The following is a 24,037-nucleotide window of genomic DNA, read 5'->3' as shown; positions in this document are numbered from 1 at the left end:
TAATCCTTTTGCATCAACATTGACTTCCCTAGTTCCCGACTCTTGTACTCTATTGCCCCCCCCCTGGCGAAGAAGGTTGAGCTGAATAAACTAGGGGTCCGAGAGCGGCAGATCCAGAACTTAGTGAGACTAAAGCGACTCGACACAGAATATTGGATCCGCTCAACTTTTAAGCGTTAATAGTGCTTTGTGGTAACCCTAAAAATCAACCTGGTGAATGACTGTCAATCTTTTTTTCAATCAGTCGATATTTTTTTGAAAAAGGATGAATTCTCTGATAGTGTTCTCTCAATTTAACTCAAGACTTATGTATTCCTGGCTGTCGCTGAGTTAGCGAATAATAATCGTCTCTTTTTCTGTGAAATAAAAGTGAACACTCTTCCTCCTCAAGACAATCTCTTATGGTTAGTATGAATTTATAAATTGAAGCTGGATTTGTATATATGTCTTCAAACATAGTGGCAAATTCTATATCCATATTATTAATAGGATATTCAATAGTGTTGTATGAGTTGATTGTTCCTCCTATTCAGTCTCTGTGATAGTTATATTCTCCATTAGCTTGATAAAAATTCCCTTTACTCCAAGATTTATCCTTGTACCAAACAGCTTGAATCATAAGTTGATTAACTCCCTTTGGTAGATTGAAATTTATATCTAAATAGTAGAATCTTCCGTTATATTTTCTAATAAATCGTAAGGTTCTGATAACATCTTCGGGATTTGCGATATCTTCTGATTCAAAAGTAGTAAATAGAGTTTTTACTGTAGAAGCATATATCTGTTCATTAACGTCAGTTTGAGGTTGTCAATTTTGGAGGAAAAAAGCTGAAAAAAGTGCTCCCATATTTTGTCGTAATTGAACAAATTCATGCTGATAACTAGGATTTTTTAATTTTGCAATATTTTCAGCAGTTAATTCTACTTTAGCTCTTTCGGCCATAGTTTCAGTATCTAATTTCTGCATGCTTGCATCATTATAGGGATGCACCCTATGATTTATTGAAATATGCAATTGTTTATCTTTAAACGTTCCCTTAGGGAAAATTCCCTCGATGCTTTGAATTCAGGGAGTGCCGTAGACCTCATCAACCCAAAGTGTACTATTCATAATTCTCCAAAAGGCTCAAATAAACTGGAGATATTTATCATCGCCTCTCCTATCTGCAAGTGGACCTCCCTCCAAGTCTTGTCACTCCCTGAAACTTAAACCTAATATAGGATTTACGCTAGGTTTCATAGCTTTAACTCTCTCGCCTCTAGGAATGCTTTTCAACTGTTCTTGTGAATTGTAATGCAGAGCCGGTGCGTCCATCTTATTTGTTGCAAAATGGTACACTAACGGAGTTGCAGTTACTGTAGAAAACATTACAAAACCAAGCAAACATTTGAGAGAGCCGTAATACTCTTTCACAGTCTTAAATTCATAGTGTTAAAAGCTTGAGAGCCTGTCAACTTTCAAACTCCACAATATTGAACATCTGGGCCTTCATCCTCAAGAGAAAGTGGAATAACAGAAAAAATTAATTTTAGAGAGATAGGATGCACAGCCATAAATCCTAAAGTCTAAAAACTAAGACAAGTAGTTCAATAGCTGCCTTAACGGCAGCTATTAACTCTAAACTTTCTCTACAAGAATCTCTGTATAGTAAGTGCAACCAACTTTAAATTAACTAATCAGTAATGGATTTAACCTATTTAGAGGTACTTCTACAAGAAAGACTTTAGAATTTGCTTCTGGCATTTCATCGACAGTAATATTCTGCTGCTTATAGGCAAGGGATAGAATTCCGTTATTGTGCGACTTTTTAACTGCCCATACTATGGGTCAAGTAGAAAAATTGGAATTTCAGGTAGTTTGAATTCAAGAATTTGCATACCTACTTAAAAATTCAGCTATATTTTCAAATTTTTCTGGAAATTGAATAAACAGTAAGTGAGAGTGGCTATTAGAATACTTTAACTCATAATCTTTCAACTGAGAGTTAACTAAGAATTGCTGAGGCTGTCCCAAAAATTTAGAGTCACAACAAGCTAAGTTAGTAGTATAAATTCCTGACTGTATTTTTCCGTTAACACTTCCGCTGGAAAGTCCTCAAAATCTTAAATTGTCTACATTGGGAGTGTTCGCAATTGGCGATCTAGTTCTCCTGTTCTGTTTAGGTAACGTAAAAGTACCTCCTGTCATGCTCTTAAATTGAGTCTCGATAGAGGAGAATTGCCCCCCCCTGATTGATAAACTATTTCCTAACTCTCCTAATTGTGATTCACCAGCGATTTCGAAAATATCTTCCCCTCTCTCGGTATTAAGCTCAGGAGTATGAACTGAAACCGGTGCTGTAGCTAAGTTTCTACCTAAACTGCTCAATAAAGGAGCTGAACTTGAGGAAGCGAGAGGAACTAATGCTGCAATCCCTAGTGAAGAAAAAATAGAAAATGTTTTTCAACTAAAAAATGCAGAAATCATTTAATTTAGGTGAAAAAGTAGTTGGTTTTCACTTTTACCTTAGAGTGGATAAGTCCAAAGCATAGGATTTCCCCATCGTAGCAGAAAGACAAATTTTTTTGATAAATTGGGATTTCACTGAGGGAGGTTTTTTGCTCCGAACTAGCTTAATGATGTAGTTAAAGTTTTCTGTCAATTGCTCAATAGAAAAGGAAGTTTGACCTATTGAGAGTTGCACATTTCCACCTTCATCATTTTTAAATGTCTTTTGACCTTTCTTAAAAATAGCTACTGCTTCTCTGGTATCTTTTACTACTGTTCCGTTTTTTGGAGATGGCAATAATCCTTTTGGGCCTAGAAGCTTCCCTAATCTAAGTAATTTAGGCATAAACTGATGGGAAGAAATAATTAAGTCAAAATCCATTCAACCTTGTTGGATCTTATAAATCATATCCTCATTACCTAAGATATCAATTCCTGCATCACTTGCTTCTTGTTCTCCTAAAGTTTCATCAAAAACCAATATCTTTAAGGGTTTTTTAATTACTGGATGAGGAAGTAAATACCTTTCCTTAATATTTTGATCATTTTTCTTAGAGTTGATAGAAAGTAGGAAAGAGACATCTATGCTCTCTGTGAAAGTTTTTCTCCTATTATCTATGATTGTCTGAAGTGCTTCTTGTAGCTCCAAAGCACTAACTGTCTTGAGTGATCTTTATTCCCATTTGTCTGGCAGTTCCGGAAATCATAGAAATCATACTTTCTAATTTATCTGTATTAGAATCTTTCAATTTATACTGAGCTATTTCAACTATCTTAGAATAGGGTAAGCTTGCCACTACATCTGTCTTAGCATTAGCAGCTCCTTTTTCTATAGAAGCTGCTTTCTTTAATAATTCCGAGACAGGAGTTGTTTTAATCTGAAATTTAAAAGCTTTTGAGGGCAGAATTTCAACTATTACTGGTACTCTTTCACCCTGTCTATTTACAGTTTTTTCATTAAATTCCCTAGAAAATTGAACCATATTTATACCTAAACTAGCCAAAGTCGGTCCCGGTTTAGCCTGACCTCCAATTAATTCTATTTTGGCAATCCTATTAGTAGTCTTAAAAAACATATTCTAAGAGTTAGCGGCTTCTCTCTCTAACACTAATACTCTCTTTTTATATCCTTTAAAAGTTTGGTATTTAACTATCCCTGTAATTTTTGCATACAATGTATGATCCTTTCCTACCCCTACATTTTCTCCTGGATGAATCTTAAATCCTCTCTGCCTATATATAATCTGGCCAGCTTTAGCTAATTGTCCATCACTAAGTTTTGCTCCTAAAAATTTAGGTGCTGAATCCCTACCATTCTTAGTAGAACCTACTCCCTTCTTAGAGGCCATTTTATTTAAGTAGCTACTTTCCCCTTGCTCGCCAAATGCTCTTTCACTATTATCTGATAATCTTGTGGAGAGTGTTCCCTCAGATAGTTTAAAAATCTCCTACGTTTAGCAAGAATTCTAGCAAGAGAGAGTTTACTATAGTAGTCCTTCTTATTTTTCTTAAGATGAACCTGTAACACCTGTATGCGTTTTCACATCCCCCTCAATTGAAAGAGGTAGTCTCCAGAATTTAGAGATTTTGTTAATTCCGCGCTATCTGACATCTAATTAAGTTTACTCTTCTCTTTAAATATACTATCTGTTTTATTTTTACCAAAAGAAATGATCGAAATAGGAATACTGCATTCCCCCTCTAGAAAATCCACAAACTCTCTAAATTCTGGGGAAAAATCTTCATATCTTCTAACTTTGGAAAAATCTTCTGTTCAAGCTTTAAAACTCCTATATTCTGGTATTATTTTCTCTTTCATTAAAACAGGATTTACACTTTCTTCCATTCTTTGCCCTTCCTCTGTTTTATAACCTATGCAGACTTTAAAGCTATCAAGCTGATTGAAAACATCAACCATTGTTAAGGCTAATTCAGTAATTCCTCCAATTTTGATGGAATATTTAAGTAAGTTTAAGTCTAGCCATCCTATTCTTCTAGCTCTCTGAGTATTAGAGCCGTATTCATGACCCCTCTCTCTTATAATTTCTTCAATTTGTCGTTCCCCAGAAGTTAGCTCAGTCACTAGTGGACCTTCTCCCACTCTAGTTAAATACACCTTCACTACACCTATTATTGTGGAAACTGCGCTACCTGGAAAAAAAGCGCCGGAATTCACTGAACTGACAATATTAGAAGAAGTAACGAAAGGATAAGTCCCTAAATCTATATCTAACAGGATTCCCTGACTCCCTTCAAGTAAAAATGTTTTGTCTTTTCTTATTTCAGCTGCAATAAAAGAGTAATAGTCAATTAGATAAGGTTTAAGCTTTTCTGCAACCTCGCTATATTTTTGAATCACTTCTGACAGTTCATAGGTGTTAAATCCGTATTTCTGAAAAATAGGATTTTTGAGCTCCAAATTTAATTTCAGTCTCTCTCGCATTACAGCTTTATCAGTTAAATCCATAAATTTAAGACCTATTCTTGCACTTTTATCTGCATAAGCAGGACCTATCCCTCTTAAGGTGCTTCCTATTTTAGCGGCACCTCTAAGTTGTTCACAAAGTTTATCTCACTCTAGGTGGAAATCGCATATTACATTAGACTGGTTAGCTAGAAGCAGTTTGCCCTCTAGTGAATCTCCGAGCAACGCTTCAAGCTTGGCAATTTCTTCTAACAGTAAAAAGGGATTGACTACAGTTCCGGGAGCAATTACTGCTGAAGTGTGAAATACCCCTGACGGTACGCTTCGCAAGACACATTTTTGGCCTTTATAGTATATAGTGTGACCTGCATTATCTCCTCCTTGATATCTCACAACATAGTCGAAGTGAGAAGATATTAAATCAACCAATTTTCCCTTTCCTTCATCTCCAAATTGCAGCCCTACAAGTACTACAACTTGCCCGGAAAATTTAAACATGTCTTAAAAGGGCCAAAACCTACAGCTTTAACCCCCTTCTCCCGAAGGAGAAGAGGTAAAAAGGGTTTAGAGAGTTAGTAGTTACTCAAGAATTTGTGTAACGGTACCGGCTCCGATAGTCTTGCCCCCCTCTCTAATAGAAAATTTAAACCCCTGCTCAATAGCTACAGCACTAATTAAAGATACATTAATGGGAGAATGGTCCCCCGGCATAATCATTTCAACTCCCTCGGGTAGAGAAATCTCTCCAGTTACATCAGTAGTTCTAAAGTAAAACTGAGGTTTATATCCAGCGCCGAACGCGGTATGTCTACCCCCTTCTTCCTTTTTTAATGCATACACCTCCGCCTTAAATTTTGAGTGGGGAGTGATAGACTTAGGTTTTGACAACACCTGACCTCTTGTAACTTCATTTTTTTCAATTCCCCTTAATAGAATTCCTGCATTATCTCCAGGTAATACTTCCTCTAGTGGCTTTCTAAACATTTCAATACCTGTAACTACAGCTTTAATGGTATCCCCGAAACCTACTATCTCCACTTCTTCTCCTACCTTAAGCTTCCCTCTCTCGCATCTACCTGTAACTACAGTTCCCCTACCCGTAATAGTTAAAACATCCTCGATTGAAAGTAAGAAGGGTTTGTCAATCTCTCTCACTGGAACTGGGATATAACTATCCAAACAATCTAGTAACTCCTGCAATCCCTTTTCATATTGAGGATCTCCTTCCAGTGCCTTTAGTGCAGATCCCCTTATAACTGGAGTATTATTTCCATCAAACTCATAGGAAGACAACAACTCTTTTATTTCCATCTCCACAAGATCTAGCATTTCCGGATCTGTCACAGTATCACATTTATTTAGAAATACCACAATCTTCTGCACTCCCACTTGCTTAGCTAATAAAATATGTTCCCTAGTTTGAGGCATTGGTCCATCAGTGGCAGAAACTACTAGAATTGCTCCATCTACTTGGGCTGCTCCAATAATCATGTTCTTAATATAGTCAGAGTGACCAGGACAGTCCACATGAGCATAGTGTCTCGTCTTAGTTTCATATTCTACATGAGTAGTGTTGATGGTAATTCCCCTCTCCCTTTCTTCTGGCGCTCTGTCAATAGAAGCGTAGTCTCTTGCCTCACCTAATCCTAATTTAGAGCAATATGTACAAATAGCAGCAGTCAAGGTAGTTTTACCGTGGTCAATGTGACCAATAGTACCTACATTTATATGCTCTTTCTCCCTACTAAACTTAACCTTTGACATTTCTAAGTTATCCTAAATGCTCACAAAAACCTACCTTTTTATTCTAATTTTTACCCTAGCTGTAAATTTGAATTAATTTCGAAGTTCATCTCTGATATCTACTTTCAATTAGGGAAATATGTGCTCTCTCAGGTCTTACTTCCTCTAGTGGTGGTTTAAACTCTACTCCCCTAAATACTAGGAGAGCTGCACCAACTCCGCTCAACTGATAGTGAGAAACTCTCACTAGTTCTGTTTCTAGAAAGTTAGACTGACTCTTCAGAAAGAGGGAATTATTTACCAATCCTCCCCCTACAGCAACTCTGGAGATCACATTCAAGTTCATGAGCTCTAATCCCTTTCTAATTGAATAGGCTAAACCTTCTAAACATGCTAAAAATACATCATTAGGGGAGGTTGTAAAGCAGATGTCAGTAAAGCTTGCAGAGTATATTCTAGCTTCAGTTAAAAATCATTTTTTAGTAAAAAAAGGGTAGCATAGCGGCTTAGACTCGGACAATACAAAATCTACATAATCTTGGTCCTCACAATCAGAAATTGTGACATTCGCCTTCTCCAATAATCACTCTAAAGGTTGATAAGAGTTTGAGAAACCCAATTCCAAAGCAAATCTAGGTTCCTCATTTTCTAATTTTCAGGCTAATGTAATAGTCAAATGTCTAGTCACTCCATATCTTTTTATGATCTCCCTAAACTCTAATTCCTCGGGGAGCAAAAACAGCGCAAAAGCGCCAGTACCGTAAACTAGTGAAAAGGGAGCTATCCCTAATTTAGAAGCAGCATGCAAAGCTGCTTGTTGATCTCCTATTACCCCTTTAATTATTAGATAATGGTTGCCTATCCTAGCTCTACCTACCGTCTGATTATTACTTATTAACTTAGGTTTAATTGCGAAGGGTAATTTAAAAATTTCAAAGAGTGCTGGGTCTCACTCCAACGTTTCTAAATTCAATAACCCTGTTCTGGCTGCAGAACTTAAATCTGAAACATACTGCATCCCCTGAGTGAACTTAAATATCAATCAACTTTCAAGAGTTCCCCACAAAAAAGGGGATTGAGTTGACTGAGAATAACTATTTATTAGATAACTAAGTTTTGGAGCAGAACAGTAAGAGGAAACTCAAAGTCCTGTTTTCTCCCTAATTAAATTCCGCTGAGCTAAAGATAGCTCATCTACTAGATAATCAGTGCGTGTGTCCTGTCACGAAAAGATGGGAGAAATCGACTCGCCTGTTTGAGCGCATCACAACAATACGCTCTCGCGCTGGGTAGAAATGGAAAGACAAGTAGGATAATCCTCTCTTGCGAATGAATTCAACGTAGCTTCTGTCCTTTTACTAATTGATTCCCAAAGTTTTTCCGGTTCAATCTCAACCGCTCCATTGTCACCATATCTAGTCTCAAAAGTATACTCTGAGGAATAAAGCTGTCCTCTCTTAGAAGATACTAGTGAAAACTTAAAATTACTGGAACCTAAATCTAAAGATAGAGTAATTTCCTCCATCTTTTTTTAGTTAAAACTAGATAGAAACTCTCCCCCTAAGGGGAGAGAATTTACTATCTTTCTTTAATCTTCAAGTGACTTCTTTTCTTCCTCAGTAATACTCATTTTATTAAATAAAACAGCCTTAGACAGGCAATTTTTGAATTTATTTTTTAATTCTCTCACAAAGTTACATACGCAACAGGGAAATCCCTTAGATTCTGGCTGAGATTCCATTCCAGGCTCTAGCGGCACTTCTTCCTCAATGTGTTTGGAAGTTTTCTCACTTAAACTAAACTCTCTTATTTCTTCTTCTCTGGCCTCAAATAATCGTCAACCCAAACTTTATTTGTACAACAATTAAATAGAAAACCTAAAAATTAAAAGAAGCTTATAGAAACTTCTTCTAAAGCAAGTTACTTCTTTTTCTGCTTATTAAGACGTGCCTGATATTCAGGAGACTCTACTATCTCAAAAATAGTTTTGAAGCTATAAAAATCCCTGAGTGGTAACTTCTTAACTAACGGAAATCAAATTAGTAAAAAAAGTAGAAATGCTCCAAGAAGGGAAGCTGTTGCAATAATCACTAAAACTGACACCTCTGTTTAACTTTTCAGAAAGAACTACACTGAACGCCCCCCCCCGTAGGTTTACAATTTCTGAAATAGTCTTTCTATTAAATATCTCCCTAAACTTCAGTTTTTTCTTTGCAAGAGCTCAAACTATCACAAAAATTAACTTAGCCCCCAATAGTGATGCAGCCAATGCTGGAAATTCCGGATCTGACAATTAAATAGTTAAAAAATTTATTATAAACTACTCTCTTCTTTTTTTAATACCTAAAAATCTAAACTTGGGTATTTTTATTCTAGGAAATGAACAAAACAGCAGCACAATTATGAGTCCAAAAAAGCAAAATGAAGGAATAAGAATGTTTTCTCCAGTAGTTTAGTACAAACTCTTACGAAAGTAAATGGACTGCCCCCCCCCCCCGAAAAAGCTGCCAATACCTTACAAATGATTACTCTTACACTCAACTCTCTATCCCTTCTTAGATTTAGATGCTTTAGACTTTTTAGATTCTCCAAATAATTTTTTCCTTAAATTAGTTGCAGCCTGACATCAATCCCTAGTATTAGCTTTTCACTCTTTATATTCTTGTAACTTGACTATTTCGGAAATAGGTTTAGTATTATAAAATCACTGAACACCCAATTTTTTAAAACAGTGCACTCAAGTTAAAAAAAGAATAATGAGCAACCCAAAGTATCCTGTAAGTGCAAAACAAGCGTCTGAAAGACTCAAAAGTTACTAAGACTTCTCCTTCTGATTGCCCCCCCCCTTGTAAATCTTTCACTATATTAGTATTGCTCATAAAAGCCTGTAGAGTCATTTTCTTAACCACGACTACTCACACAAAATGAGCAAATAAAACTATCAGCATAAGGCTCATCAGTGTAATTGCAAGAGGCTTTTCTCAACTCATTTAAACTACAGGACTATTCAGCCCTAAACAATTCATCCCTAAGTAATTCCTTTTCTATATCTGTCTTAATTCCTGTAGTCTCACTTTCCTTCTCCTTATTATCCTCGCTGGATTTAAATAGTGAATTCATATCCTCTCCCTCCTCATTATTTTCCCTATTTCACTCCTCTATTCTAGTTTTTTTCTCTACATCTTCCCTGGACTCCTTAATCAATCTTTTAGCAACTTCTAGAGCCTTCTTCTCTTCATCAGTTAACTCTAATCTGTAACGAGGATTAATATCATCCATTGCTAAATCCCTCAATTCTTCCCTATATTCATCTACACTTTCAATTTCTTCAGCTGAAGATTGTTTTAGGAAAGACTTCACCCTGTTTATAACTTCTGGAATCTTATCTTCTCCTGGTAAAATTGCTCCCGCAGCATTAGTATGACCTCCTCCCCCAAATTCCTCAGCTAGAACTTTTACATCCAGTCTGCCTATAGATCTAAAACTTGTTCTAATAGTACCATCTTCCTGTTCTACAAATAGTATTCACATCACATTATCCTCTATATATCCTAAAGTGCTAACCTGATTTCCAGTCAAACTATAGGGTGCATATCTGTCTACAATATCTTTCTTCATGAAGTACCAATTAAAGCCCTCCTCTTGCACATAATTAGATAAAATCTGACTCCTTAATTCAATTTCTGTTTTGGTTGTTCGTTTCAAATTATTGACCAAAAATTCTCTATCCGCTCCAGCCCTCAATGCCTTAGCAGCTAAAACTAATGTCCTAGGAGACACATCTGTATTAGTGAAAAAAGAACTATCAGTCATAATTCCTAAGAAGAAATAAGTTGCTGCTTTACAATTTAACTCTCACTGATAGTAATCACAAATTTGTACTAATTGAGCGCAACAAGCAGCATAACTTCCATCAACTCAGGCTAAGTCTGTGTAAAAATCCAGGTGACTATCATGATGATCTATCCTAATAACTGCTCCCCACTTTTTAGTACCTAAATTCTTAAAGTACTCCTGAAATCTCTGAGTTCTAGTTCCAACTCCTGAATCCAAAATAATTGCAACAGCATTCTCGAAATTAAAATCAACAGGCAACTCATCAAATTCCATATGCAGTCAGGGAAAAACTCCCTGACTCTCCCCTACTACATATATATTCTTAGAAAGATACTGACTCTTTATTACCTCTTTCAGCCCAAAAGCACCTCCTAAGCAGTCTCCATCTGGTCTCTCATGAATGAAAATTACTATCTCGTTATAGTTCTTTAAAAATCTATGAAAATTCTTTAAAAATTGATCTCTTTCCTTTACCTTTTTAGTTATCACTGTTTCAGTAGTTCTCTTTTTAAAAATCAACTCTAATTAAAACAATCGCAAGACCCTAATTATTTTGATTTTACCCAAGAAATGCTGCCTATAAAGGCCCAAAAAAGCTATCTAACTCCTTAATTAATCCATCCTCATCATTGGAAAATTTAGAAATTACCTGAGCTTCTTGTTTAAGTAAGAAAGTAGCATTTGCTAACGCGCACCCTCTAACTCCTCCCTGCATCATCGGAACGTCATTGTAATTATCTCCAAAAGTTAATATCTTGGGATAATCAACTCCATAATAGTTAGCTGCAAATTTCACAAAACTGAATTTATCCTCCTTGTCATTTTGAATCTCTAGATTAATTAATCCTGGATAGTAAAAAAGATTCACTTTTGGGGCTGGTTTAAAACTCTTAATTATCTGAATAATCTCATTTACCTGTTGTTTGTCTTCCTCTCTATAGAGTAGTTTGATTCCAATTAATATTGCCTTACTCTCCCTAAAAGTATTCCAAATCTTATTAGGTTGATCAGTATTTAAGGGGATATTTACCTTATTGGTTAATAAAGAGCCTGAGTGTAATTTAGGCAAAACATGGGGAGAGTGCAGCAAAAAATTCAAAAATTTCTCTCCAAGGCAGGAAATAACTAAATGTTCAGTCTTAGGATTGTAAATATAAGCTCCATTCAGGCAAGAGATATACCCTGTTAGTCCTAGAGACTCATATATCTCACTGCAATCTGCTCAGTTCCGACCAGTGGAAAAGGTAAACAATACTTTAGGATGTTTTTGCTGAAACTCTCTAATATACTCTACAGTGTTCTTAGACGGTGCACCTAAACTGTTACAGAGAGTGCCATCTAGATCGGAGATGACTATATATTCGTAATTGAACATGAGTTATAAAGTGCTTTCAACTCTCCTCAACTTACCTTTCTGAATTTAGATAAAAAGTCTCAGAATCTATTTCTATCCTTAAGAATCTCAATATCTTCACGAGAGTCTTTGGATAAGCTCAAACAGTAAATTTCGATGGGAAGTGCGAAACCAATTGTCCTAACAAATGCTGCAACTAATCTATTGCTATTTCACCTACTGGGTTTTTGGACTAAATAAACAGATCTTAAATTCTGAAAAGTTAACCCCTGATTTAATAGTGCTGCTTCAACTCTCTGAGGTAAAAGAGGTACTACACTAGAGAGGGGTATAAAAATTTCAAAAAGAAAATTCTTACTTGCTCCATCTAAAAATACAAGTTGGAGTTGATCTCCACTAAAGGTGATATAGATATCAACATTTTTAACTTCATGCATTAGGTACGAAAGACATGACCTGCCGAACATCTATTTTTAATTCTGTAAGTTTTTTCGAAAATTCTAGGGGAGGCATCGTTCAAACTATAACAGGTTTAGCGGTTCAGGGATCAATAAATAAAACACTAAAAGAGTGAAGATACTGTCCAAACAAATCACCCTCTAGAGGTACACCGTAAATAGGATCATTTAGGATGGCGCAAGACATTGTGAAAAGATGTGCCCTCAGTTGATGAGTTCTGCCTGTTTTTAGACTTAATAAAACTAATTTAGAATCTATAGTTTCTGCATAGGTTAAAGCGGGTTTAAACTTTCTGGAATTAGTTGCTGAAATTTTTAATTTATCCCCTTTATCTCTTCCCAGTGAAAAGGATATTTTAACTTTAGGGTGTGGAAGGGGTGAAGATAAAATTGCTAAATATTTTTTTTCTATCTTTCGTTCATCGAAAAGTGCCTTTAAAGTTAGTAAGGCCATTTTACTCTTGGCTACCAAAAACAAACCACTAGTATCTCTATCTAATCGATTTACCAAAAAAAGTTTTTCTCCATATTTTTCCCTTAAAGCTCCTATGACTGTATCTTTTTCATATGTAAATCTATCCTTATGTACTAATATTCCTGAAGATTTATTAACGATTAAATAGTAAGGTGTTTCGTAAACTATATCTACTTCCATTAGTTTAGATGGATAACACTAAACTATCTAATTCTGAGACTGAAGAGCTATTAACTAAATTTTCTAAAAAAATGATCCACATTCTCATCAAATATAAACCTCCTAAACTATTTACTGGTTGCTACGTAGAGCTTGATCTAGTACAGGGGAAATTCTTTGGCGAAAAAACAATAGGGCAGCTAGTGGGAAAGTCTGGAGAGCGAAAAGAAGAATTTTTCGCACTTACAGGCATAAAACCTCATATTGAAGACTCCAAAGAAAAGCCTCTACTAATACTGTCTAAATATAATGTTAGGGAGATTAAGCTAGCCAGTCTACTTGGAAAGCGATTTAGAAGTAGTAAAAGCTGATCTTCCAGTTCTATTCATAAACATTTTCAGCAACTTAGCAAACAACTATCAGAAGAAGAAGATACTGTAGGTTTTAGGGAATTAGAGTCTTTTGATGTGGAGTTGGCCTCTACTTCTTTAAAAAATGCTGTTGGAAAAATGAGCAATGAAAATTATTCGGACAGCCAAACTTTATTAGAACATGCTAAAGAGGTAGCTAGTGAAAGTGTTAAAGCTGCCACAATGCTTGCATTTGATACTAAAAAGGTACGAAAGCTTGCTTTTTATCACGATATTGGAAAGGTGTTTTTGCCCTACTACCTACATGATTCAAATAAAGTATTTGAATTCATGCCAGAGCTCGCAGATGCGGAAATTAAAGAATGCATAGAAACTCATCACTCTTCTCTACTCTCATTTGAAAATCCTAATATTGCTTTAATCTCCCTAGTAAATAAATTGATCTCTCAGTCTCACTTTTTAAAAAATTACCCAATCTCTGAGAATATACACAATTTACTAGGTAATATAAAAACTCAACTTGATGAGCTTTTATCACAAGAAAAATTGCTGAAATCCTACAGTTATTTATCAGCTCAAACTATTTGATTAATACTTAATCTCTCTAGTAGCTCACTACTTGTGGAAGAAGAATGAACTTCATTTATTTCCTCTATTAAAGAATGTGTTAGCAAACAACTATCTATCTCTGAAACTCTTAAAGATACTGAAGAGGAGTCTAAATTGACCATCTCTATTTATTGCCTACCTGGAGAAAATTTGAAGCCTTCTATCACTAAATTGAGATTCAATTTGAATCAAATAAAACCTTCCATATAGAAATAAAAGAGGGAATTGAACCGTCTAAACATAAGGGATTTGATGACTTCATATTCGAGAGCTTGATACTGAAAGCTGTATACAATTTGAAACTCCCTAGGGAATACACTATTCACTTCTCTCCATTGAAGAAGAAATTTCAACTGGAATTCAATCTGCTTTCTGCTGCATCAAAACATACACTATCTGAATTATTGAATTATCAAAGCCCAATCTCTTCCTATTGCGCCTCCCTTTCAGACTTCAGACTAATTGATGAAAATAGGAGAGAAAATTCTCCCCTACGTTCGCTCCTATTAAGTTCAGTCTATGCTGATCAGGAAGACTCTAGGTGAAAATTCAACTATGAAAAAATGGAGATTGCGCTCCTCTTTTACCAGGAATTAATCAATTCTCCAGCTTTAACTCCTGAGAAAGGAAATTTAGAAGACTTAAGTGTTTTGTACCGGAAGATATCTTCAACGAAAAGAGCTGAAATTGAACGATTGGGTAGAGATATATTGGTTAATTTCCTAGAATATGAACCTAATAATATTTCAGGAGAATTTAGCTACTCAGTAGGTAAAACAAAGTATTTTTTTTCATATAACCAGAATTTATTGGAGCATCTCCTGGAAGTAAGTGTCTTAAGTGCTAATTTTGCCTCGCAACTAAAATTAGATGTTCAGAAAGCGAAACGTGCTGCCTTTTTCCATGATATAGGAAAGATAGTCGGTCAACACTCTAATCATGTATCTGCTGGAGTTTCTCTAGCTCATCAGTTTAGATTGGAGCCTTATATTGTAGAAACTATTCAATTTCACCATAATTACGAAATCAGATGAGAAACTCCCTATCTGCCTATAGTGAGGACAATGGACAAGTTATCAGCAGGAAGATTAGGTGCAAGACCCCTACAACTAGAAAAAACTAGGGAAAGAAATGAAAAATTGCAATCTATTTTAGTCGAGATTGAGGAAATCTCTAAAGTTGAGTTCCTTGCGGGAGGTCATATTATTAGACTGCATTTAAACCCTACTCTATTTTCATGAGATAAGTTGGAGGAAATGAAAATCAAAATTTCTCAGTTAGTTAGTGAGGCGGAATTGAAATATCAATATAACTATCAATTTGTATTCAAATTAGAATTCGAGGCTTCTTTCATGTTGGAAGATTATTCTAAAACTGTCTAAGATTTATTTAAGAAGCCAGCTGGAGGCATAGTTCAGTAGTAGAACACTCCCCTGATAAGGGAGAGGTCAATGGTGCGATCCCATTTGCTTCCACCAATAATTTCGGGGATTTAGCTCAGTTTGGAAGAGCATCTGATTTGCACTCAGAAGGTCGTGGGTTCGAGCCCCATAGTCTCCACCATAAATTATTTAGTTAACTAAGTAGAGAAAAAAAGGGAGGGGCTACAAGCCCCTTCCCTTAAATTCTCTACAGATTAGTTAAGCTGTCTATAGATACAGGATCCTCATTTCTGTAATCTTCTACAATTCTCCCGTCTTCAATTCTTATCACTCTGTCTGTAACTGTAGCTATCACTGGGTTGTGTGTAATCATAACAATGGTAGTTTTTGCATAGTCATTAATTAATTTGAAAAACTGCAAAATTGTCTTAGCTGTAGCATAGTCTAGTGCCCCAGTAGCCTCGTCAGCGAACAGGATATCAGGTCTCTTAATTAGTGATCTAGCGATAGAAACTCTCTGTTGTTGACCTCCAGATAGTTGATTTGGGTATTTATGTTCATGAGCGGACAAATTAAAAATTTCAATCAACTTATTTACATCAGTTAAGTCTCCCGCTAGGAAAATTTGGGCTAGTATTTTTTTTATTGCTGCTCAACTTTCTAGTCCTTCCTTTTTAAACTGTCTGAAACGTTTAATTACTGATACAAAAGATTCTGTAATAGTTTTCATAGGTGCTCTAAGAGAAGTAGATAATTCAATATTTCCCCTTGCTGTTAGATATGGAATTAATGCATAATTTTGAAAAATATAACCTATTTTTCGTCTTCTAAATGAAGTTAGCTCTGAGTCTGAGTATGTAGCTGTAGTATTTTTATCTATAAACATTTGACCGTTTGAAGGGATGTCTATTCCCGACAGTAAGTTAATTAAAGTTGTTTTTCCAGAACCTGAGGGTCCTAGGATTGCGATAAATTCTCCCTTATTAATACTTAAGTTAATGTCTTTAAGTGCATGAAAAGAACCAAAAAATTTATTCACATTTTTTAGCGAAATAAAGGGAGCTGTTTTCTTGGCTTCCTCTAATACCCTTAATTCTTTTTTACTTACCCTTAGAGGTTTAGCCCTCTTCTTCTGCAGTTTTTGCTTTTCTATTTTGGTCTTTCTAAAAGATAATTGCAGTTGAATGAAAATATTTCTAAAGAGTGGGAATAAGAAGGGATTGCCTGCAAAAAATTCTTTTAGATATTTTCTATATACAACTATGGAGCCTCAGAAAGAAACAAAATTAACTAAAAAAGTGAGATAACCTGCAGGAGTTAGGGGGAGTGTTGAGGTAATTCCCTCAGTATGTTTTCCACTATTCCCGAAAAGTAAAGATCATACTTTAGATTCTTGAGCTGTATCTGTGTATATTTTGTCCCCGAATAGCATTACAAGTGAAAATGTAGTTCAGGCAATATTTATTAACTGAAAAAAGGAAATTCTGTAAATGGTTTGATTGAAGTTTTTATTTTTCAAGAGTAAAAGATAGACCCGGTTTCTCTCAAGCATTCCCTCCATCTCCATGAAGAAATTTTTGAGTATAAAAATAAGGTAAATTCCTACTAAGAATAGAGAAGTGGCTAAGACTACAAAATAATAGGTGTCATTATGTCACTTTGGAGTCTCTAAGCGGTACGCACTAGTAAGGGATTCAAGGCTGTGTCGTCTAAAGATATATGCAAAAGCTGTTTCAAATACGATTCTCAAATAGTGAGGGTGAATGATAGGAATCTTCGTAGTCGGAAAGAGCATTGCGCAAATCACTCAAAATGATCAGATGAAAAATAACCAAAAGAAAATATTGATCAAAAAGCTGTAATTAGTAGCTCAATATTTAAGTGGTGCATCAACTCTAAATTGAGCTCTGCTCCTATCAAAACCTTTTAAATCCTCTACTAGTAAATCTTGATTCGGTACTCTAATTTCTTTCTTAGGGATTGGAATTCCCTTGGCTTTTTTAAGCTTCAATTCATGTCTTAGGAAAAGTTGGGCCCGCAGAGCGCCCAACATTTCTAAAAAGCTAGACTACATCATAGGCTTTAAGAATGAAGAGATCAATCTATATCATTTGGATGCATAGGCAGCTGAGATGAAGTTGAGGTAATCATTCCCTTATCTATATGAATTACCTTGTGTGCGATTTTTGCAATTAATCTATTGTGAGTAATCAAAAAAATTGTTGTGCCATACTTCTTGTTAATATCGACTAAAATATTCAAAATTTCCTTACAAGTGTCTGAGTCTACTGCCCCAGTAGGTTCATCCGCAAATATTAATCTAGGATTTTTTGCTAAAGCCCTTGCAATAGAAACTCTCTGCTGTTGTCCTCCTGAGAGAGCCTTAGGCACTTTATGCATGTGAGCTGATATTTTTAAAAGTTCTGCAATTTTATCTATATCTAATCGCTTTTGTGCATTCTCCTGAATCTTTTGTCCAACTAAGATATTTTCCCTAACTGTCAATTCTGGGATAAGTGCATAATTCTGGAAAATAATAGAAAGATATTTAGCCCTAAAATCAATTAATCAGTGTTGACTTAAGGTCATAAGCGAATGGGAAAAAACTATGACTTCTCCATTAGAGGCCCTCTCCATTCCTGCCAGTATATTGAGTAAAGTTGTCTTTCCGGATCCAGATTCTCCTAATACTACTACTAACTCTCCAACCTTAACTTTTAAATTCACATTTTTAAGTACTCTATTGTACTCTCTTGTTTTTTTATTGACATATCATTTTTCTAAATTTTTACACTCTATTACATAACCTGGTGTATTTTCTACACACCTGGTTCCCTTATGTTGTTTGTTCAGTTTTATCACTTGCTTTACTACTGATTTACTATGTTTCCTTCTAAATTTTTTTAATTTCTTATTTTCTGTTTTTAGCCAAGTTTGATAGTTTAATGATGGTAATTCTGCAAGTTCCCCTTGAAAGTCCCTCTTTAAATCATGAAAAGCCTTAAAAAAAGAGCCTTGGGGGCTCATTTAAGACCTAAGAAGAGGTACTGTTAGCAGCGGATGCAGCAGCTTTTTTAGCTTCAGAAATATACAAGGACCTAAAATAGTCAATGGCTTCTTGAAAATTAACCACATGTGGCTTTGCGCTAAACATATGAGGTATTCAAGGTATATTAGTAGAATAGGGCTTTACCTGTTTTTCAGCAAATAGCTTTTGATATCTTAGATATTCTTTTTTCTCAAAGCCAGTCAAATCCTTTACATTAGTATTAACATCTCTTCCCAAAAAGTCTGTAACTTTTTTATTAATTTCAGGAGATTCTACATAGTACTTTTTATATAGCTGTATCACTGGAATGGCTAATAATTTAATGGTTTTTGGGAGCCATTCCTGATATAAAAGTTGTAATTTAATCAGCCTGTTTTGTAGCTTATTGCCTGGTTCAAAAAAATGCGCTCGTTTAGGAGTTGAGAAAGAAATTGCAAAAGGAGTTTGATAAATCTTAGAGCCTAAATATCCTTTGAACATCATCTACTCTGTGAGGTGACTTTCCCTAGAAAGACTGTGATAATCTAGTTTAAATTCCTGATTTTTTATGTAATAAAAATTTTCAACCACATTAAAGGAATGATCTAAAAATCTATCTACCTTAACTAGCAATAATTGAATCATTCTGGAAAGAGATAATAATTTTTCTACATCTGCTAATTGCAATAACACGGGATCAGAAGATTTGCTCAATTCGGTTAGAAGGGGTAATCCTTTATTATTTAGCAATTCTTGATGTAATTGCCGAGAAAGGGTTGAAAGCTTTGAATGTAAAGTCATTTTTTCTGCTAATAATTCCTGATATGCTAACTGTCTGATCCTACCGATTGAATCCCTAAATAAAGAGTAAATGGTTTGAAAGTATTTAAGAATAATTTCTCAGAGTTCAGAACCTAAAATAATTTTTTTCAACTCTCTGTTTTTATCGCTTTTCACTATTTTGGAGATAGAATGTAAATAATCTCCGCATCGCTCTAAGTCCTTGGCGGACAAAATTAGAGCTAAAAAAAATCGTAGATCATTGGCTGAGGGAGTATTTTTAGAACAATGTCATTCTATATCTAATAGTGCCTTGCAGTAACAAGAATTAGATTTTTCCTCTATCTGAAAAATCTCCTCCCAAGTTAACTTTCCCTCTCAAAAAAGTAGAGAAGATTTAACAAAATTTTTGATGAGATGAAGATATCCCAAGAAGTCAGAATAGCACTTCTGAATTGAATATTCTAAAAGTTGTGAATTGACTGCCATACCATAAAAGTTAAAGAGGACTTAAATAAATTTTAAAGTCATTATACTATCTAAAATGGGGTATTTTAACATTTACTGAAACTACTTCTTGCCTTCTAATTTCAAATTGCTCTAATCTATGAATCATCATCTGGCCTGCCTCTTTTTCATTAACCACTAACCTATAAATTAGAGCTCCGCACAACAGGGGGAATGCCACCCCCCTGTCTGGACTTGCAAACTCTAAATTTTGGTGAAATAACTTCTTAAAAAAATCCACTAACAGCTCTTTCAATTCTGCTACGCTGTATCAAAAATTGCCACTTTCTCTTTTGCCTTTCAATTCGATAGGAGAGGATAAACCTAAAATTCAACAATTATTTCAAGGACAATAGGAGAATTCAAATATAGGGAAGAGCTTTTTGTTACTATTGAGATTTTTTAATAGCACCTCAAATACTAGAGAATAATGTAAATTGTCTCTAAGTGTTAATTTTTTGTTATACGATAAACAATATTTCGAACTATTTAAATTTCTGGCTGTTTCCACAAATTTAGAAGTATTGCATTCAATAAATCCCCTTTCAATAAGGTAATTTCTCATTGCACTTCAGCCAAAATTTTGATTTATATTCTGAGATTCGAACTTTTTATTTTCCCTTATCGGTTTAGGGCCCTGATCTAAAGGTAATAATCTACCCAAAATTTCTGAAAAGGGAGGCAAAGTGTCCTGAAAATATCAGGGAGGCCAAACAATTGTTCAAATATTATCTCCTGATTGAATGAATTCTCAATTGTTTTGTTGCAGGGGAGCAATTACCTTATTTTCTCAGTTATTTTTGAGACTCTCAAAAATTGGTAGAAGTTCCGTAAGTTTACATATGCTTCTAGGTCGTGTCAATTTAAAGTTGTGTGAAGATACTAAAAATTTTTCAAGATAGCTCTTAACTTGAGGGTATTCTGAGCCAAAATCCCTTATTAAAAATTGGGATAAAGGAGTGTCTAGCTCATTTCCAAATAAATCTTTTACAAGTCTTTCAAAATCTGGAGAATTTGAGGGAAAAAAATTAAGCTGTTTTTTGTTTAGGTTAGTACATACCTTTCTATCGCAACTGAGTCTTAATTCTTTCACTAGAATCCATCAACCGGAAATGCAGCGAAAATCACAAATGGGCTTAAATCGAAAAATTGAATCTCCATTTTCTAAATATTCAATGGAATCAATTTCCAGTTGTGCTTTCGAAGCTAAATCAGTTCATTCTCTGTGAGTCATTCCGTGAGTCTCGGGAATCAAAAAATTTAATACTTTTTCAAAAATAGCGGTCAATATTATCTATGAATAGTCAGTGCATCTAAATCATTTTTATATAAATCTCTGATATCAGAAAGTCGAAATTTAACCATTGCAATTCTCTCTAATCCCAATCCCGCTGCAATAGACACCTTCCCGGGATGAGTTTTTTCTAAGATCTCTTTTCTCAAAAAACCACATCCTAGAATTTCTATTCAACCAGTACCTTTACACAGTGAACATTGTTTCTCTAGTTTACAGGTACAGCTTAAATCCACCTCATAAGATGGAGAGGTAAATGGAAAATAAGAAAGTCTTAATCTATAGTTTCTAGCTTCTGTCTTAAAAAGTTCAAACAATAGGGTTTCTATCCAATTCCTTAGATCGGAAAGAGTTAAACTTTGGTCTACTCATACCAAATCTAATTGAGTAAATTGAGATAAATGGGTGGAATTATTATCTTCTTTTCTATAAACAGATCCTACTGAGGCTCCTCTAAAACTAACTCCTTTATTTCTATCTAGTAGTTTTAAAGTGCTAGTGGTTGTGTGAGTTCTCAACATCATAGGCTCTCCATATTTTATGGGTCTAATGTCATCTAGAAAAAAACTGTCACTGGATGCCCTTGCGGGATGTTCAGGAGAAATTAAGAGGGAGTCGAAATTTGAGGAAACTTTGACAATTTCACTCTCTTCAAAAAGTGAAAAATTGTAGGACTGCAGAAATCGAAATATATCTGTAATCAGCTCTCCAAATAAATTATTAGATTGATGTAACAATTGCCGGTTTTCTTTAACTGCACATTCCCTAGCATGGTAAAAGGGTTGAGCTCATGCAGACAGTTTGCGCTTTCTGTCATCATATAAATTTTGAGCAAATTTAGAAATCTCTTGAAATTGTAAGCCTAATGTCTTTTTTTCTTCTACCATTCTTGACTGAAATATCCTGCTTCTTAATGGAACTAACACCTCTTCCCTCCATTTCTTAAAAATAGAATCTAGGGCCTCCCTTGAGGAGGCCTTTTCTATTAAATCTCTAAGGTTTTTTAGTTCTTTGATGTCATCAATCATTTATATCTGTAACTTTATTCAATTGTTCTCAGGGTAAATTGGGTACAAAATTTCCAAAATGAGAGCTCTCGCATAATTTTGCAAACTCAAATGTGTAGCTTGTCAAATACTCAAATATTTCGCTAATTTGGGTCGGAAAGCAAGCAGATATTAGATCTTGCAATTCGGAGTTATTTCGTATCTTGCAGTCATGTGATGAGGTGATATCAAACGAAAGGGCTTTTGCTACAGCTATAGCAAAAGTTGCCCTTATTTCAATCATGTGTGCTAAACCTGCAGCAACTATATTTTTGGCAATTCACCTTAAATAATACGCTCCTAATCTATCGATTTTGGTTAAATCTTTGCCGCTCAATCCTCCCCCTCCATGTCTGACTAGGGGGCCATAAGAATCTGCTATTTGCTTCCTATTCGTCACTCCACTATCTGCATCAAGGCCTCCAATTAAGAAAGAACCGGAAGGGTTTATTAATCACTGAGTCTCGTAGTTATGATTGACTCGATATTTCTGAAGTACAGGAAAAATCACCTGTTCTTTGAAAATTTCCTCTATTCTCTCTCTAGTAATTCCTTCCTCATGATGAGTTGAAAAGACACATAATTTCAAGTGAGAATTCATAATTTTGTCAGAATTAGCATCCTTCTCTACTTCTAGATGGATTAAAAGCTTGAAATCTTCTTTTAATCCTTTAGCTGGTCTTTCGGAGTGGCTCTCTAGCATATTTAAGGTAATCTCTTTACTCAATACATACTCAAGAGGCAGAAAGTGTTCTGTCTCATTGCAGGCGAAACCAAATAAAATCCCCTGGTCTCCTGCAACTTTGCAGCAATTATTATTCAATCCCAATAATTCTGGGGATTGAGCTTTATAGTCCGTAAAAAATTCAAATTTAAGGGGGTTATACCCTAATTTCGATAAAATTTCACGCATAATTTTCTGGAAATCTACACCATGATGCGAACTTCCCTCTCCTGCAAAAAAAATCTTGTTAGTGCTTACTAAAACTTCTCCGGAAAAGCGAGTTTGTTTCATTCCTAACTTCTGAATTAGCTCATCAAGTATACTATCTGAAATCAGATCTGCTATTTTGTCCGGATGGCCCCTCCCCACTGACTCTATGCACCTAATAGATTTCAAAAACTTACCTAGAAAGAAGCAAGCTTGCTCTATACGCTATCATTGCTCCATTATCTTCCGCGAATCTTTTATCTACTCAAACGCAATGTACTCCTTTCTTATCCAACCTTCTCTTCAATTCTCTCTGAATCACCTTATTTCTACTGACCCCTCCCACAACATACAAATTTGAAGTATTAGTATCCATGAGATAATGGATTAATTTCAGTTCCAACAAATCAATAATTTCCCTATGAAAGGAGGTGCTAACTATTGTTCTTGCATTATATAGTTGGTCTCCTTCAAAATATTGCTCTCACATTCTTCTCGCTGCAGTTATTAAGCCAGAAAAATTTAAATTCAGTGTGCGATAATTTAACGATCTTCGGGTTAGGGGGGGAGAATTCAAATTTTCCTCGTAATATTTTTCCAATAAATGTCCTCCAGGGTGATCGAGTTTCATAATTCGAGCTATTTTATCAAAGGCTTCTCCAAGAGCGCAATCTCCACAACTTTCCAAGCACGAACATTCCAGTTCACTGTTCAACAAATAAATAGAAGTATTTTTTCCCGTAATTAACAACACTAAGGAGGGGAATCTTAAAGGTTGCGAGAGCCCTACAGAATATATGTGAGCCTCCAAGTGATTAATTGGAATTAAAGTCTTATGCGTGCAAATGGAAAGTGTGCTTGCAACCATTTTTCCAACTAGTAAAGAAGAAGGTAGTCCCGGTTCAGCAGAATAGGCAATTTGGTCTATATCAACAAAAGTTGCATTCGCTCTTTTTAAGCAATCTTCTATTACATGAACTAGCTTTGCTTCATGGGCCCGCGCTGCAATTTCTGGCACAATTCCTCCAAAATCCGTATGTTCATGTCTGGAAGAATAATGTGATTCGCCAACAATTTGTCTGGAAGATGTATCGAAAAGGGCAGCAGAACTATCATCGCAAGTACATTCAATACCCAAAATTAAACTCAC

General features: G+C 35.2%; 27 protein-coding genes and 2 tRNA genes. 4 read left to right on the top strand and 25 right to left on the bottom strand.

The genetic code is table 4. From position 1 onward, the window contains the following. Window positions 1-169 precede the first annotated feature (169 nt). From MHM_RS00420 to MHM_RS00335, 17 genes are all read right to left on the bottom strand, one after another. Window positions 170-1,369: a hypothetical protein gene (locus MHM_RS00420; RefSeq protein ID WP_015511457.1), complete on the bottom strand. Its 1,200-nt coding sequence runs from the start codon at window positions 1,367-1,369 to the stop codon at window positions 170-172. Continuing rightward, the gene (locus MHM_RS00415) at window positions 1,369-1,554 is read right to left on the bottom strand and encodes a hypothetical protein (RefSeq protein WP_015511456.1); all 186 of its coding nucleotides are present in this window, start codon (window positions 1,552-1,554) and stop codon (window positions 1,369-1,371) included. Before MHM_RS00415 ends, MHM_RS00420 begins: the two co-directional genes overlap by 1 nt. 115 nt (window positions 1,555-1,669) lie before the next feature. After that, complete coding sequence (locus tag MHM_RS00410; protein ID WP_015511455.1) at window positions 1,670-2,467, bottom strand: hypothetical protein; 798 nt, start codon at window positions 2,465-2,467, stop codon at window positions 1,670-1,672. Between the two features lie 34 nt (window positions 2,468-2,501). Next, the gene (locus MHM_RS00405; protein WP_015511454.1) at window positions 2,502-3,137 is read right to left on the bottom strand and encodes an uL1 family ribosomal protein; all 636 of its coding nucleotides are present in this window, start codon (window positions 3,135-3,137) and stop codon (window positions 2,502-2,504) included. Window positions 3,138-3,141: 4 nt separating this feature from the next. Continuing rightward, window positions 3,142-3,564, bottom strand: coding sequence for an uL11 family ribosomal protein (locus tag MHM_RS00400; protein WP_015511453.1), 423 nt, complete (start codon window positions 3,562-3,564; stop codon window positions 3,142-3,144). Window positions 3,565-3,567: 3 nt separating this feature from the next. Further along, a complete protein-coding gene (gene rpmA, locus MHM_RS00395; protein ID WP_015511452.1) occupies window positions 3,568-3,837 on the bottom strand; it encodes a 50S ribosomal protein L27 in 270 nt (89 codons plus the stop codon). A 5-nt stretch (window positions 3,838-3,842) separates the two neighbouring features. Further along, a complete protein-coding gene (locus MHM_RS00390; RefSeq protein WP_015511451.1) occupies window positions 3,843-4,100 on the bottom strand; it encodes an uS15 family ribosomal protein in 258 nt (85 codons plus the stop codon). Then, complete coding sequence (locus MHM_RS00385) at window positions 4,101-5,411, bottom strand: adenylosuccinate synthase (RefSeq protein WP_015511450.1); 1,311 nt, start codon at window positions 5,409-5,411, stop codon at window positions 4,101-4,103. An 81-nt stretch (window positions 5,412-5,492) separates the two neighbouring features. Further along, on the bottom strand, window positions 5,493-6,677 hold the full coding sequence (gene tuf / locus MHM_RS00380) for an elongation factor Tu (RefSeq protein WP_015511449.1): 1,185 nt from the start codon (window positions 6,675-6,677) through the stop codon (window positions 5,493-5,495). A gap of 55 nt (window positions 6,678-6,732) precedes the next feature. Next, window positions 6,733-8,181, bottom strand: coding sequence for an FGGY family carbohydrate kinase (locus MHM_RS00375; RefSeq protein ID WP_015511448.1), 1,449 nt, complete (start codon window positions 8,179-8,181; stop codon window positions 6,733-6,735). A 63-nt stretch (window positions 8,182-8,244) separates the two neighbouring features. After that, window positions 8,245-8,502 (bottom strand): hypothetical protein, encoded by a 258-nt coding sequence (locus MHM_RS00370; protein ID WP_015511447.1) that lies wholly within the window; start codon window positions 8,500-8,502, stop codon window positions 8,245-8,247. A 174-nt stretch (window positions 8,503-8,676) separates the two neighbouring features. Further along, entirely contained in the window at window positions 8,677-8,949 is a 273-nt protein-coding gene (locus tag MHM_RS00365; protein ID WP_015511446.1) for a hypothetical protein, read from the bottom strand. A 252-nt stretch (window positions 8,950-9,201) separates the two neighbouring features. Further along, window positions 9,202-9,465 (bottom strand): hypothetical protein, encoded by a 264-nt coding sequence (locus MHM_RS00360; RefSeq protein ID WP_015511445.1) that lies wholly within the window; start codon window positions 9,463-9,465, stop codon window positions 9,202-9,204. A 194-nt stretch (window positions 9,466-9,659) separates the two neighbouring features. Beyond that, window positions 9,660-11,012 (bottom strand): DHH family phosphoesterase, encoded by a 1,353-nt coding sequence (locus MHM_RS00350; RefSeq protein WP_015511444.1) that lies wholly within the window; start codon window positions 11,010-11,012, stop codon window positions 9,660-9,662. A gap of 58 nt (window positions 11,013-11,070) precedes the next feature. Continuing rightward, window positions 11,071-11,868, bottom strand: coding sequence for an HAD-IIB family hydrolase (locus tag MHM_RS00345; protein ID WP_015511443.1), 798 nt, complete (start codon window positions 11,866-11,868; stop codon window positions 11,071-11,073). Beyond that, the gene (locus MHM_RS00340; protein ID WP_052306546.1) at window positions 11,847-12,284 is read right to left on the bottom strand and encodes a hypothetical protein; all 438 of its coding nucleotides are present in this window, start codon (window positions 12,282-12,284) and stop codon (window positions 11,847-11,849) included. The genes MHM_RS00345 and MHM_RS00340 overlap by 22 nt, the downstream gene beginning before the upstream one ends. Continuing rightward, on the bottom strand, window positions 12,271-12,960 hold the full coding sequence (locus tag MHM_RS00335) for an RluA family pseudouridine synthase (RefSeq protein ID WP_015511441.1): 690 nt from the start codon (window positions 12,958-12,960) through the stop codon (window positions 12,271-12,273). Before MHM_RS00335 ends, MHM_RS00340 begins: the two co-directional genes overlap by 14 nt. 8 nt (window positions 12,961-12,968) lie before the next feature. Here MHM_RS00335 and MHM_RS00330 point away from each other — a divergent pair, with 8 nt between their 5' ends. From MHM_RS00330 to MHM_RS00315, 4 genes are all read left to right on the top strand, one after another. Continuing rightward, window positions 12,969-14,129 (top strand): HDIG domain-containing metalloprotein, encoded by a 1,161-nt coding sequence (locus tag MHM_RS00330; RefSeq protein WP_015511440.1) that lies wholly within the window; start codon window positions 12,969-12,971, stop codon window positions 14,127-14,129. A 62-nt stretch (window positions 14,130-14,191) separates the two neighbouring features. Further along, window positions 14,192-15,301 carry an HDIG domain-containing metalloprotein gene (locus tag MHM_RS00325; RefSeq protein WP_245529180.1) on the top strand — a complete coding sequence of 370 codons (1,110 nt, stop codon included), beginning with the start codon at window positions 14,192-14,194 and terminating at the stop codon, window positions 15,299-15,301. 21 nt (window positions 15,302-15,322) lie between these two features. Then, a tRNA-Ile gene (locus tag MHM_RS00320) sits at window positions 15,323-15,397 on the top strand. An 8-nt stretch (window positions 15,398-15,405) separates the two neighbouring features. Then, window positions 15,406-15,482: transfer RNA gene (locus tag MHM_RS00315), tRNA-Ala, on the top strand. A gap of 66 nt (window positions 15,483-15,548) precedes the next feature. On the opposite strand, the gene MHM_RS02825 is transcribed toward MHM_RS00315, so the two are convergent. From MHM_RS02825 to tsaD, 8 genes are all read right to left on the bottom strand, one after another. After that, window positions 15,549-17,354, bottom strand: coding sequence for an ABC transporter ATP-binding protein (locus tag MHM_RS02825; RefSeq protein ID WP_015511438.1), 1,806 nt, complete (start codon window positions 17,352-17,354; stop codon window positions 15,549-15,551). Between the two features lie 29 nt (window positions 17,355-17,383). Then, complete coding sequence (locus MHM_RS00305; protein WP_015511437.1) at window positions 17,384-18,328, bottom strand: ABC transporter ATP-binding protein; 945 nt, start codon at window positions 18,326-18,328, stop codon at window positions 17,384-17,386. Between the two features lie 7 nt (window positions 18,329-18,335). After that, the gene (locus MHM_RS00300) at window positions 18,336-18,833 is read right to left on the bottom strand and encodes a hypothetical protein (protein ID WP_043902078.1); all 498 of its coding nucleotides are present in this window, start codon (window positions 18,831-18,833) and stop codon (window positions 18,336-18,338) included. Continuing rightward, window positions 18,834-19,598 (bottom strand): PhoU domain-containing protein, encoded by a 765-nt coding sequence (locus tag MHM_RS00295; RefSeq protein ID WP_015511435.1) that lies wholly within the window; start codon window positions 19,596-19,598, stop codon window positions 18,834-18,836. It lies immediately after the preceding gene. A 46-nt stretch (window positions 19,599-19,644) separates the two neighbouring features. Beyond that, window positions 19,645-20,871 carry a hypothetical protein gene (locus MHM_RS00290; protein ID WP_146222348.1) on the bottom strand — a complete coding sequence of 409 codons (1,227 nt, stop codon included), beginning with the start codon at window positions 20,869-20,871 and terminating at the stop codon, window positions 19,645-19,647. Between the two features lie 35 nt (window positions 20,872-20,906). Beyond that, window positions 20,907-21,836, bottom strand: coding sequence for a tRNA ligase subunit PheS family protein (locus MHM_RS00285; protein WP_245529179.1), 930 nt, complete (start codon window positions 21,834-21,836; stop codon window positions 20,907-20,909). A 67-nt stretch (window positions 21,837-21,903) separates the two neighbouring features. After that, window positions 21,904-23,049: a methionine adenosyltransferase domain-containing protein gene (locus MHM_RS00280; RefSeq protein WP_245529178.1), complete on the bottom strand. Its 1,146-nt coding sequence runs from the start codon at window positions 23,047-23,049 to the stop codon at window positions 21,904-21,906. A gap of 31 nt (window positions 23,050-23,080) precedes the next feature. Further along, window positions 23,081-24,037 (bottom strand): tRNA (adenosine(37)-N6)-threonylcarbamoyltransferase complex transferase subunit TsaD, encoded by a 957-nt coding sequence (gene tsaD / locus MHM_RS00275; RefSeq protein WP_015511431.1) that lies wholly within the window; start codon window positions 24,035-24,037, stop codon window positions 23,081-23,083.

Source organism: Candidatus Mycoplasma haematominutum 'Birmingham 1', assembly GCF_000319365.1.
Classification (GTDB): domain Bacteria; phylum Bacillota_I; class Bacilli_A; order Mycoplasmatales; family Mycoplasmoidaceae; genus Eperythrozoon_A; species Eperythrozoon_A haematominutum.
Note: the sequence above shows the minus strand (reverse complement) of the source record. Positions and strands in the feature narration are given on the sequence as shown.